This is a genomic window from Pleurocapsa sp. CCALA 161, from assembly GCF_003003995.1.
In the GTDB taxonomy this organism is placed as follows: domain Bacteria; phylum Cyanobacteriota; class Cyanobacteriia; order Cyanobacteriales; family Xenococcaceae; genus Waterburya.
On record NZ_PVWF01000054.1, the window covers coordinates 21,526 to 33,553 of the forward strand.

The window sequence follows — 12,028 nt, forward strand, 5'->3', positions numbered from 1 at the left end:
ATGCATCGGGGCGTTTTGACCAGCGCCCCTATATACTTATCTGGCAGAAAATGACTTTATTTAAGCTGCTTAAGCTCTATTAAAATCAACCTCCCAGTTTGGCAATCTTACTTAGTCGCCAAAGTACGACGTTTAAACACCAGCTCGTAAGCTTCGATGATGTCACCCTCCTTCCAATCAGAGAATTTACTTGCACCAATACCACACTCAAAGCCAGTGTTAACTTCTTTTACGTCTTCTTTCATACGTTTGAGAGAGTTTAGATCCCCTTCATGGACGATGTTGTTGCCGCGACGAACTCGAATTTTGCAGTTCCTTACTATTTTGCCCGATAAAACGTAACAACCGGCAACTGCGCCGCGACCAACTGGAAAGACAGCCCTAACTTCAACCTGACCAAGATTTTCCTCAACTTGTTCGGGATCGAGAAGACCTTCCATTGCTCCTTGAATTTCATCCAAAAGCTTATAGATGATATCGTATTGGCGAATGTCTACTCCTTCTCGATCTGCTGCCTGTCTTGCTCCTGCTGCTAGGGTAGTATTGAAGCCAATAATTACTGCACCACTCGCTGCTGCTAAATCTACATCGGTTTCTGTCACTTCTCCTGGAGATGCCATCAGAGTACGAATTTGTACTTCATTTTGCGGTAATTGCTGTAGAGAACCAAGAATGGCTTCTACAGAACCTTGAACATCGGCCTTGATAATCAGGTTGAGTTCCTTTAGTTCACCCTCTTGAGCCTGGGCTGAGATGCTGCTGAGACTAATACGACGAGAAGATAGAGACTGGAGTAACCGATTATCTCTTTGGGCAATTGCTCGCTGATCGGCGATCGCTCTTGCCTCTTTCTCGTCTTGATAAACATCAAATTCATCCCCCGCTTCTGGAACTTCATTGAGTCCCAGAATTTCCACGGCAAAAGATGGCGTTGCTGCTTCTACTTTTGCTCCTGTATCGTCAATCATGGCGCGAACTCGACCGAGAACTGAACCCGCGACGATACTATCTCCCACTCTCAAAGTACCGTTTTGTACCAGCAGGGTTGCCACAGGGCCTCGATTACGATCAAGATTAGCCTCAATCACCGTTCCTTTAGCAGCACGGTCTGGATTAGCCGAAAGTTCTTCTACTTCCGCCACTAACAGGATCATCTCTAGCAGTTCGTCTAAATTGTCTCCTTTGAGGGCGCTAACGTGAACCATTGTGGTATCTCCGCCCCACTCTTCGGGAACCAAACCCTGATCTGTTAATTCTTGTTTAATGCGATCGGGATTAGACTCTGGCTTATCTACCTTATTAATCGCCACAATCAAGGGTACTTCAGCAGCTTTAGCATGACTAATTGCTTCTTTCGTTTGCGGCTGTACTCCATCGTCTGCCGCTACCACTAACACGGCAATGTCCGTCACTCTAGTGCCCCTAGCACGCATGGCGGTAAAGGCTTCGTGACCAGGAGTATCCAGGAAAACAATTTGCTGCTGCTTGCCATTGTGTTCCACATCTACATGATAAGCCCCAATGTGTTGAGTAATCCCGCCTGCTTCCCCAGAAGCTACAGTACTCTTGCGGATTGAGTCTAGCAAAGTGGTTTTACCATGATCTACGTGACCCATAATAGTCACTACTGGTGGGCGAGTTTGAAGATTCTCTAGATCATCTGCATCCAGCATTTCTGTATTCTTAATCGCTGCCGATTTTTCGGCTGGAGTTTCCACAATTACACCCAACTCTTCTGCTACCGAACGAGCGGTGGCTAAATCTAAAGTTTGAGTGATGTTAACGGAAATTCCTTTGAAAAACAGATTTCTGATAATATCTGTCTCAGGAGTATTGAGCCGCTCTGCTAAATCCCGCACAGTTAAATTGTCTGTCAGAATAATAGATTCCGATAGGGTAGGCACAACTTTTCCTTTAGACTGACGTTCATTTTTCTGAGTCTTCTCAGTTTTGAAGGATGGCTTACGAGGCTTCTTGTTCACAGTTGCTGCTGGCTGCTGCTGCATCGACTTGGGCTTAGCAGGGCGTGCTGTAGACAAGCTGAAGGCTTCATTGATCTGCACTGCATTGGCATCAGATTCATCAAAATCTTCGTCATCCAAAATCGGCTTGGGTCCACGGCGTTTCTTCGCTGCTTTGCCTTTGCCTAACTTAGCTTGTTTACTCTCATCTTCTTCTTCATTTTCCCACTCTTTAACTTTTTTGGGCGGAGCAGGGCGCTTGAGGCGAGTGACTTTTTTAACTTCTAGGTCATCCGCTTCAACATCATCACCATCGAGGTTATCTACCAGTTCTTCATCTTCTGGCTCGTCTTTGGGCGCTACTTTACCTACTGTTTGAGCTTTCTGGGGTCTTTGATTCAGCTTAGGCAGAGGTGCAATAACCTTTTTTTTCTTCTCTTCTGGTGGTTCTTCTGTTTTGCTTTGAGGCGGGTCGATTGAGCGAATCTTTGGCTTACTTGGAGACTGAATTAAGTTTCGGCTGGCTGATTTTTTCGCTTGAGGTCGAGAAGGTGGGACAGTTAACCTTGGTGGTTGAATTGAACTAGCGTTGTTTAAATCTAAATTGCGATCGGCAGTAGACGCTACTTCTTCATCCCGCTCAAAACCAGATTCAGTGTGCATAGGTTTGGCTAGCGTTGAAGATTTTCCAGTAAACCCACCCGCAGAATTTGCTGTTTGGGGTCTCGAAGGTGGCGTAACTAATCTAGGAGATTCTCCAGGGGAATTTGCTGCTTGAGTTCTCGAACTAGGATTGGAGTTGTCAGTTCGATAATGTACAGCTAAAATTTGCTGTTTGCGTTTGGCTGGGACTTTCAGAGCTTTATCACCTTTTTTCTGAACATCATGATTGTTTTCGGTGCGAGGGGACTTTGTCGCCACCGATTTTACTCTTTCTGCATCATCAACCGTAATAGTACTACTGTGGCTTTTGACTGCAATATTGAGTTGTTCGCAAATTTCTTTAATATCTTTGTTGTCCAAATTCAATTCTTTCGATAATTCGTATATTCTAACTTTGCCGTTGTTCATCCACTATGCCCCTCAGTTGACTATTTATATTTTATTTGACCATTGGTTTATCCATGTAGTCCTTCATGTGTTTAAGTTTCGATCACAGATTGCTTAAAGCTATATGTGACATTTGATGCCAGTTTATTAACTCTATCCTAAGATTAGAATTTAAATTAAACAATAAAATAATCAGAGCAAGTTTCAGATTATAGCTAATAGTAATTTATCCATAGCTTTATTTTAGAGAAAAACATCAAATTATAGATCTAGTCTTAAATTTTATCTTGAACAATCTATGTTTTGTCTCTAAGCTCTAAGCAGATCAGCTTAGACGTGCTTGTAAATTTTGATAAATATGATCGGGCACCTTAGTTCTTAAAGCACCTTTGAGACGGTTTTTACTTTTGGCCGTGGTTAAGCAGTGAATATTAGGGCATAGATAAGCAGAACGTCCCATGCCTCCATCTAACTGAATTTGGCAACTAGATGCTAAACGTACAACGCGCCAGAAGGATTGTTTGGGAGCAATTTTTTTACAGCTTATACATCGACGATAATTAATCTGATTCAAACTTTGGTAATTTTTTAAGATTTTGCTCAGGTTTTAGATCTGATTTGGTAGAAAATCAGGCTACATTTGAAGATCGTCCTGATAAATTCTAGCGTAGCCCGATTTAATTGGTTTAGCAACGCTAGACTTATCTTCTAAATTCCTCACTCTTCTGTAGATTCGGCTGATTCAGCGAATTGAGCAACCTCTTCTAGTTCAGGCGCTGCCTCTACCCCTTCTTCAGACTCTACATCAGCTTCATCATCAAACTCTTCGTGAGCAATTGCTGCCCATTTTGCCATTTCTGCCTCTTCATCAAACTTAGCAACATCTTTGATATCTATTTTCCAACCAGTGAGACGAGCTGCTAAACGAACATTTTGTCCCTCTTTACCAATGGCTAGGCTTAATTGGTCTTCAGCAACCAGAACAATCGACTGCCTATCTTCGGTATTGGCTAAAATCACCCGATCTACTCTAGCAGGACTAAGAGAATTTGAGATGTAGGTAGCGGGGTCTGGTGACCAGCGAATTACATCAATTTTCTCCCCCCGTAGTTCATTAACCACGGCTTGAATTCTCGAACCCCTCGCACCGATACAGGCTCCTACAGGATCGACATCTCGTTCTACAGTATCTACCGCGATTTTGGTACGTACTCCTACATGACGAGAAGGAGGATGAGCTTCTCTGGCAACAGCTACAATACGAACAATTTCTTCTTCTATTTCAGGAACTTCGTTGCTAAATAGCTCTACCACTAAACCTGCTGCCGCTCTAGAAACCATTAGCTGTGGTCCACGATGGGGTGTATCTCTAACTGTTTTCAGGTAAACCTTAAAAGTTGTATTAGAGCGATAGGTATCGTTTGGTAGTTGTTCTCGCTTGGGCAATTCTGCTTCAACTTCTGGCTGTCCGAGTCCACTAGTAACCGCTACAATCGCGGATTGACGCTCAAACCGAACTACCCTAGCTTGTAAGACTGTATCTTCCAAGTCTTGGAATTCTTCTTGAATCAATTTACGCTGTTGATCTCGCAGTTTTTGTAGTAGTACTTGTTTGGTTTGAATGGCTGCCATCCGCCCAAAGTCTTTTTGCTCAGGAGTGACATCCACTAGCACCGAGTCTCCAACTTGAATCTCCGAATCATCCACCTGTTCTCGAACTTCACTTAGAGCAATCTGATGATCCCGATCTTCAATCTGGTCTTTACTAATGTCAACAATGACCTTGGTAGTGAGAATTTGAAACCCTTCTTCTTCAGTATCTAGCTGGACATTAAAGTTTTCAAAATATTCTTCGTCAAACTCTTCATCGCGAGCTTTAGAACGACGAAATTTTTCATATCCTTTAATAAGTGCTTCTCTTAAGGCTTCTTCAACAGAACTACCTGGCAGATTGTATCTTTGACTAATTTCTTCAATCGTTGCCCTTAAACCAGGCAAACTGACTATAGTCATGGGGTACTCCTAAAATAGTGAAATAAATATTTAAATGGTCGATTTTAGTTGAGCAGTTGAGCGCAAAATGCAAAATGTTTAGTTGCTTCTGGGTTATCCATCGTCAAGCTGCACCTTAGCAATTAATTCGCGGGGGATAGAGATCGCTTTACCCTTATCGTTGATATGAATTGTGGTTTCATCTCGATATTGCAGTCGCCCTTGCCATTGCTTTTTGTTTTTGTAAGGAGCAAAGGTTTTGATAGTTACACAAAACCCCTTGAAGGCAACAAATTCCCGCTCTGTAGTTAAGGTGCGGGAAATACCAGGACTAGAAATTTCCAGGACATAAGCTCCAGGAATGATTTCGGTTAAGTCTAGTTTCTCTTCAAGCATCCGGCTCATTTGTTCACAGTTTTCTAGGCTAGTATTTCCCTCGGAATTTCTCACGTCTATTCTCAAAATGGGCGGTGTTTTGTTAGTTTGAAACACGGCATCTACTAACTCTAAGTTAAGCTCTTCAGCTAAGGGTGATGCTAGTTCAATAATTTTAGGGACAAGAGGATGAGTCATGGCTCGCAAAAGTTTGGTCTGACGCCAACTAACTTGGATGGTGAGTTAGAGTTTGAACTATGGTTGATTTTGGCAACAAAAAAAGCGGGCAAACCCCACTTCTATGCTTGATATCCTTGCAGGTAGAAAAATTTTAGTCCGCTCTACTAATATTTCTGCAATATATCATACCAATAAAATCAAAGTAGCGAGAATAATTTAATTCTCTTTTATACCAAAAGACACAGCTGAACAATAATTAACCTAAGTCAGAACTCAAGCTAAACACTGAACTACTGTGTCTTTTTACCAAAGCTTGGTAGATTTTAGAACAAGCCTAAAGTTAAAGACTCATCAATGGGAAAAGTAGCCCCAATTCCTAGCCAAATAGTTACTACAGTACCAAAGAGGAAAACTGTAGTCGCTACAGGACGACGGAAAGGGTTTTGGAATTTGTTGACGTTTTCGATAAAAGGAATCAACATTAAACCTAAAGGTACTGCTGTTTGAGCAGCAATTCCTAATAGTTTGCTAGGGACAACTCGTAGGATTTGAAATACAGGGTATAAATACCACTCAGGTAAAATCTCTAGAGGGGTAGCAAAAGGATTTGCAGGCTCGCCCATAACCGCAGGGTCTAAGACTGCTAGGCTAACCAGCAAGCCAATAGTTCCTAAAATTACTACAGGAAAAATATATAACAAATCATTGGGCCAAGCAGGTTCACCGTAGTAGTTGTGACCCATACCTTGTGCCAATTTAGCGCGTAAAGCAGGATCGGTTAAATCTGGCTTTTTTAATGTGGACATAGTGTTCTCTCCTAAATTTACTTTGGCTCAGCTAGTGAAATAAAAAAATGTTAGTTCTTTCAACTGCTGTATCAAATAAAGTGGCACTTTAAGTTTAGAAAAAAGTTAAGTGGTTTTAATCTACCTCTGTGCCGACTGGCGTAAAGCAACATGCGTATTTAGATATATTTGTTTTACGCACATCTGTTTGGATTTTAATCTCCATACAGAAACTCTGGTTGATTATTTTAAAATTTACAAAGGACCAGATATACCCTGTTTGCGAATCATCAAGAAGTGTAGCAGCATAAAGACTGCAATCAACCAAGGCAAGACAAAGGTATGCAAGCTATAAAAACGAGTTAGAGTGGCTTGACCAACACTAGCACCGCCTCTTAATAACTCAACCATTTGATCGCCGACTACAGGAATTGCAGCAGGTACACCAGATACAATTTTTACCGCCCAGTAACCAACCTGATCCCAAGGAAGAGAATAGCCAGTTACCCCAAAGCTGACGGTAAGTACTGCCATGATGACACCAGTAATCCAGGTCAACTCACGAGGCTTTTTAAAACCACCAGTTAAGTAAACGCGGAAAGTATGCAAAATCATCATCAAGACCATCATACTGGCTGACCAGCGATGGATCGAACGAATTAGCCATCCAAAGCTGACTTCGTTCATGATGTATTCAACTGAAGTAAATGCTTCAGCGACGTTGGGCTTATAGTAAAAAGTCATGCAAAATCCAGTTGCAAACTGAATTAGGAAGCAAACTAGAGTAATACCGCCCAGGCAATAGAAAATATTTACATGGGGAGGTACATATTTACTAGTGATGTCGTCAGAAATTGCTTGAATCTCCAAACGCTCATCAAACCACTGAAAAGTTTTTGAATCTGTTACTTGTTTAGAAAACATGAAGCCTATAAATTAGCTAACAAAAAATAGTTATGGATGAAGTTTGACGATCAGACTTGCAAAGCTCTGCATCACTTAAACTCTCAAGAATTATTACCTGAGAAAATAGTATTTACAATACCGCCTTACAAAGTCTGTAGGTTGCAAATGCGTACTTTAAGTTTATCTGTTCTAAGGACAGAAATTATGATTTTATCTGTTCTAGGGACAGAAATTACGCATTGTGCATTATGTGTATTTGCTGTTTAAGTCCAGATTAGAGCAAGACTATATGAGAAAAGTTTTACTCTATTTAGAAAATGTAACATAGCTTTAAGCTATGATGTCTTTATTTATTGTCGTATTATACGCCAATTTTAGGTTGGGATAACTCATAAATCTTGAATAGATTGGCGATTGGGCTTTGCCTAGGCTTGGCGATCGCAATAGTCCAGTGAATAAAAATACTCTTGGTTAATAGGTAACAATTAGTTAAGAATTGCTAAATTTAAAATAACAGTCATAGTCAAGATATCGCCCTACTTAATTTTCTCTTATGGTCAAAAAAGTTTTTTCCCTGGCTTTAGTCGCATTTTTCTGGATTGCCTCTTGCTGGTATATTCCTGATGCTCAAGCTTTTACAGAGGAGCAAAAGCTGTTGCTGCAATCTTGGCGGATTGTCAACCAGTCTTATCTAGATGAAACCCTCAACCATCAAAACTGGTGGAAGTTAAGAGAAAAATTTATTAAAAAGCCTTTACGCGATCGCAACGAGACGTATAGTGCTATAGAAGAGATGTTGGCAACTCTAGACGATCCGTTTACAAGACTACTAAGACCAGAACAGTATCATAGTTTACAGGTCAATACTTCAGGAGAACTTTCTGGTGTAGGGCTACAGATCAATATTAATCCCGAAACTAAGTTAATTGAAGTGATTTCTCCTTTAGCTGGCTCTCCCGCTGAAGCAGCAGGAATTGAACCAAGAGACAGCATTTTAGAAATTGATGGGGTAGATGCCAAAACCATCACTCTAGATGAAGCAGCAGCCATGATGCGAGGGGTAACAGGTAGTAAAGTCTCTTTAAGAATCCAGTCTGGTCAAGACAAAACTGCCAAACCTCGTAATGTAGAAATAGTGCGCGATCGCATTTCGCTTAATCCTGTTTATACTGCTTTAGATACCAATACAGACAAAAAAGTTGGCTATGTGCGCTTGAATCAATTTAGTGCCAATGCAGCCAAAGAAATTGCTAATAGGGTTAATGACCTAGAAAAACAGGGCGCAGAGGCTTATATTCTAGATCTACGGAATAATCCTGGGGGTTTACTCCAGGCTGGGATCGAAATTGCTCGCATGTGGATTGATGGGGGGACGATTGTTTATACCGTAAATCGTCAAGGGGCATTGGGTAGCTTTGAATCTAATAGTGAAATACTCACGGAAGATCCGCTAGTAGTTTTGGTCAACCAGGGGACAGCTAGTGCGAGTGAAATTTTGGCGGGAGCATTACAGGATAATGAAAGAGCTTTATTAGTGGGAGAAAAAACTTTTGGCAAAGGACTAATTCAATCTTTATTTGAGTTGCCCGATGGTGCAGGTTTAGCCGTGACGGTAGCTAAATATGAAACTCCTAACCATACTGATATTAATAAGCTAGGAATTATGCCCGACGATGTAGTTACCCAAAACCCGATTACCTATGCGCAGATTGCCACAGAAGCCGATCAGCAATACCAAGAGGCGCTAAGGTTAGTTACAGGTAGAACAAGTGTTTTAGCTAAAGCAGAATAATTTCAGGTTAAAAATTAACAGCGATCGCTTGACTAAGTCATATTTTGGTCTAGTGTAAAATAATCCTAAATTAGGAATAAAACTGAGTTGTATCAAGAGATTTAAAAGAGATTTAAGAAAATGTTTAACTTTACGGGAAAACGACCTAGCAATTTAGGAGTGAAAGACGGCAAGTTGGCGGCTTGTCCTAGAACTCCTAACTGTGTGAATAGTCAAAGTGATGATGCTCAATCGAAAATTGATGCTTTGCCTGGGGTATCTATTGCGGAGATTAAAAAAGTAGTAACGGGAATGGAAGGGACTACCATTGTTGAGGAAAAGGATAATTATCTTTATGCCGAGTTCAAGAGCAAGTTGATGGGTTACGTCGATGATGTGGAATTTTATTTAGATAATGCCAATGCTGTTCAAGTACGCTCCGCCTCTCGTCTGGGGAAATCGGATTTAGGAGTCAACCGCAAGCGAGTTGAAGAAATTAGAAGCAAACTGAAATAAATTAACTAGATATTAGACAATAAGTAGTAAGAATTCTTAGGGTTGGGCTAGCTTAACCCTTTTTTATTGCTCATCAGCATAATTATTGATGAGCAATTTTCAACTATTTATTAATTTTATTAATTTAAACTATGCCTACCACAGCTAGTAATAAAACTCCGACTGCTGCTGAGATCACTGCTAAAATTAGTTCAGGAGAGAGTTTAGCCTATGCGGACTTTAGTAACCAAGACTTATATGCGATCGCTCTGAATCAAGCTAACTTAGGACAGGTTAATTTTTCTGGCAGTATCTTGACTAACGCCGATTTAGTTGAAGCAAATCTAACTGGAGCAAACCTGCAAAAAACTGATTTAAGAGGAGCAGATCTAACTAGAGCAAATCTGACTGGAGCAGATCTGACTGGAGCATATTTGAGTCGTGCGGATCTTCGTGGTGCCAATTTAACTGGTGCTAATTTAACCGATACTCAGTTTCAAGTAACTATTTATAATTCGGCAACGACCTTCCCTGAAGAATTTGATTATCAAAGTTCGGGTGCTGTAGGCCCAGGAGCAAAGTTGACAGGAGCTTATCTTAATACTGCCAATCTGCGTGGGGTGGATTTAACAGGGGCAAAATTTATTGGTGCTTATCTAAGTGGGACAGATTTTACGCAGGCAATTTTAGATGATGTTTCCTTCAGTGGCGCGATTTTGCAAAAAGCGATCATGACAGGGGCGAGTTTACGCAATGCTCGCTTAGGAAATACTGAACTAAAAGGAGCAGATTTTAGGGGAGCAGATCTCAGTGGGGCAAATTTAGATAATCTCCAAAATATTGCTGGAGCAGACTTTAGTTTTGTCAAAGGCTTAAATGAGCAAGCGCGTTCAGCTATTTTAGCTTTTCCAGCACCAGATCTAACTACCTGGAATCCTTATACCCGCTGTAACACTAAGGATAGTTTGGCAAGACAAGCGTAATATTAAGTGATGCAATACGAAGATTATATTTCTAGCTTTAATTCAAAGTATTCCAAGGCTCGCCATAATTTTCTCACTGCTGCTGTTGATCGGGCTACTTTGCTAAAATCTTGGCAACATCCTTTGCGAGGTATAGCTGGGGAAAAACTCTATCTGGATCTGGCATGGTTTGGCGATCTTGCTGCTCAAAAAGTTTTACTCTCGATCTCTGGGACTCATGGGGTGGAGGGCTATTGTGGTTCAGGAATTCAAGTTGGTTCGATGAGAACAGGGTGGCATCTGCAAGCAGATAGTGAGGTTGCTATTGTCATGATTCATGGTTTAAATCCTTATGGCATGAGTCATTTAAGACGAGTCAATGAGGATGGTGTTGATCTTAACCGTAACTTTCTTGATTTTCAGCAACCATTACCAAAAAATACATTTTATGACGATCTAGCAGATATAGTTATCCCCCAACAGTGGACACAAACAACTCAGACTGAAACTTTAGATCAAATCACAGAATACTTATACAGTAGACCATCAGGTTTAGCCGACCTAGCCAAAGGACAATATCAACACTGGTATGCACCTTTTTATGGCGGAGAAGTTCCCACCTGGTCAAATCGAATGCTTAATCACATCAGCGATCGCTATTTGGGCGATAGACAAGCAGTAGGTTTACTGGATTATCATACAGGGTTAGGACCATACGCGACAGGACAACTAATGAGTCTGCCTGTTGGTGATGGCCACAATCAGAATTTAGCTTCAGCAATTTGGGGTGATAAATTAATAGTTACGGGTTCAGAGGAATCTGTGGCTGCCTATTTCCCGCAGGGAACTTTAATTGCTGCCTTGCAAGAGAAATTTGTGAATTCAACCTGTATTGCTGCTGTCTATGAATTTGGCACAATATCTGAAACAGAAGTTTTTTCTGCTCTGAGAGCCGATCACTGGCTGCATACCCATGGCGATTTGAATACTCAACAAGCAGTAGAAATTAAACAGAAGATGTTGGATGCCTTTTATAGCGATCGCCCTGATTGGCAAAAATCAATTTGCAACCTGGCGTTTACCGCTCAAGAGGAATTATTGGCAGGATTACGCTCGCTGTAAATATCTATTTTAGTATTACTTAGTTTTAAGGCGATCGCTAATACTGGTTAATTTTGTTTGGCTATTAATAGGAGAATGAGGAGTAGGTAATTCTGTATTCGGCCAATTCTCCAAGTCACTACAGGTACAATCAAGAGGTTGAATTCCTGTCTCAACCATAGCTATCGGCATAGTACATCTAGCACAGTGGTCGATTGTCCAAGCAGGGGTCAATAGTTCTTCAATCGTGGCTTCTGCTCCCAAAAGATAGCAGTCTTGACCATTGACACTCATAATTTTTTGCCAACACTCTTCAAATTCTGGGGCAAAGCGATCTCCTTGAAGAATTTTTGACGGTAGTAGTTCAGCCTCACCATTACGCCAAACTAGTTTTTTGCCTAATTGAAACCAATGAGCTAGGTAGTTTTTTACTTCTGTTGCCGATGCCAT

11 protein-coding genes are annotated in these 12,028 nt (G+C 41.1%); 4 read left to right on the forward strand and 7 right to left on the reverse strand.

The window, feature by feature from the left end; translation table 11 throughout:
• Nucleotides 1-107 precede the first annotated feature (107 nt).
• The 6 genes from infB to petB form a co-directional block, all read right to left on the reverse strand.
• Entirely contained in the window at nucleotides 108-3,032 is a 2,925-nt protein-coding gene (infB, locus tag C7B62_RS14110; protein ID WP_106237393.1) for a translation initiation factor IF-2, read from the reverse strand.
• Between the two features lie 304 nt (nucleotides 3,033-3,336).
• A complete protein-coding gene (locus C7B62_RS14115) occupies nucleotides 3,337-3,585 on the reverse strand; it encodes a YlxR family protein (RefSeq protein ID WP_106237396.1) in 249 nt (82 codons plus the stop codon).
• Between the two features lie 143 nt (nucleotides 3,586-3,728).
• A complete protein-coding gene (nusA, locus tag C7B62_RS14120) occupies nucleotides 3,729-5,024 on the reverse strand; it encodes a transcription termination factor NusA (protein WP_106237400.1) in 1,296 nt (431 codons plus the stop codon).
• A gap of 93 nt (nucleotides 5,025-5,117) precedes the next feature.
• A complete protein-coding gene (gene rimP / locus C7B62_RS14125; protein WP_106237404.1) occupies nucleotides 5,118-5,576 on the reverse strand; it encodes a ribosome maturation factor RimP in 459 nt (152 codons plus the stop codon).
• A 305-nt stretch (nucleotides 5,577-5,881) separates the two neighbouring features.
• Entirely contained in the window at nucleotides 5,882-6,364 is a 483-nt protein-coding gene (petD, locus tag C7B62_RS14130; protein WP_106237407.1) for a cytochrome b6-f complex subunit IV, read from the reverse strand.
• Nucleotides 6,365-6,598: 234 nt separating this feature from the next.
• Complete coding sequence (petB, locus tag C7B62_RS14135) at nucleotides 6,599-7,267, reverse strand: cytochrome b6 (protein ID WP_106237411.1); 669 nt, start codon at nucleotides 7,265-7,267, stop codon at nucleotides 6,599-6,601.
• Nucleotides 7,268-7,802: 535 nt separating this feature from the next.
• Here petB and ctpA point away from each other — a divergent pair.
• From ctpA to C7B62_RS14155, 4 genes are all read left to right on the forward strand, one after another.
• The gene (gene ctpA / locus C7B62_RS14140; RefSeq protein WP_106237415.1) at nucleotides 7,803-9,041 is read left to right on the forward strand and encodes a carboxyl-terminal processing protease CtpA; all 1,239 of its coding nucleotides are present in this window, start codon (nucleotides 7,803-7,805) and stop codon (nucleotides 9,039-9,041) included.
• A gap of 120 nt (nucleotides 9,042-9,161) precedes the next feature.
• Nucleotides 9,162-9,536: a DUF1499 domain-containing protein gene (locus C7B62_RS14145; RefSeq protein WP_106237419.1), complete on the forward strand. Its 375-nt coding sequence runs from the start codon at nucleotides 9,162-9,164 to the stop codon at nucleotides 9,534-9,536.
• Nucleotides 9,537-9,667: 131 nt separating this feature from the next.
• On the forward strand, nucleotides 9,668-10,498 hold the full coding sequence (locus C7B62_RS14150; RefSeq protein WP_106237422.1) for a pentapeptide repeat-containing protein: 831 nt from the start codon (nucleotides 9,668-9,670) through the stop codon (nucleotides 10,496-10,498).
• A 9-nt stretch (nucleotides 10,499-10,507) separates the two neighbouring features.
• The gene (locus C7B62_RS14155) at nucleotides 10,508-11,599 is read left to right on the forward strand and encodes a DUF2817 domain-containing protein (protein WP_106237426.1); all 1,092 of its coding nucleotides are present in this window, start codon (nucleotides 10,508-10,510) and stop codon (nucleotides 11,597-11,599) included.
• A 15-nt stretch (nucleotides 11,600-11,614) separates the two neighbouring features.
• Here the strand turns inward: C7B62_RS14155 and C7B62_RS14160 are convergent.
• On the reverse strand, nucleotides 11,615-12,028 hold a 414-nt coding region (locus C7B62_RS14160; protein WP_106237429.1), incomplete at its 5' end, for a hypothetical protein.

Excerpts from the sequence above, each read along its gene's own strand:
- infB (WP_106237393.1), bottom strand. The coding sequence starts at position 3,032 with ATGAACAACGGCAAAGTTAGAATATACGAATTATCGAAAGAATTGAAT.
- nusA (WP_106237400.1), bottom strand. The coding sequence starts at position 5,024 with ATGACTATAGTCAGTTTGCCTGGTTTAAGGGCAACGATTGAAGAAATT.
- rimP (WP_106237404.1), bottom strand. The coding sequence starts at position 5,576 with ATGACTCATCCTCTTGTCCCTAAAATTATTGAACTAGCATCACCCTTA.
- petD (WP_106237407.1), bottom strand. The coding sequence starts at position 6,364 with ATGTCCACATTAAAAAAGCCAGATTTAACCGATCCTGCTTTACGCGCT.
- petB (WP_106237411.1), bottom strand. The coding sequence starts at position 7,267 with ATGTTTTCTAAACAAGTAACAGATTCAAAAACTTTTCAGTGGTTTGAT.
- ctpA (WP_106237415.1), top strand. The coding sequence starts at position 7,803 with ATGGTCAAAAAAGTTTTTTCCCTGGCTTTAGTCGCATTTTTCTGGATT.
- C7B62_RS14145 (WP_106237419.1), top strand. The coding sequence starts at position 9,162 with ATGTTTAACTTTACGGGAAAACGACCTAGCAATTTAGGAGTGAAAGAC.
- C7B62_RS14150 (WP_106237422.1), top strand. The coding sequence starts at position 9,668 with ATGCCTACCACAGCTAGTAATAAAACTCCGACTGCTGCTGAGATCACT.
- C7B62_RS14155 (WP_106237426.1), top strand. The coding sequence starts at position 10,508 with ATGCAATACGAAGATTATATTTCTAGCTTTAATTCAAAGTATTCCAAG.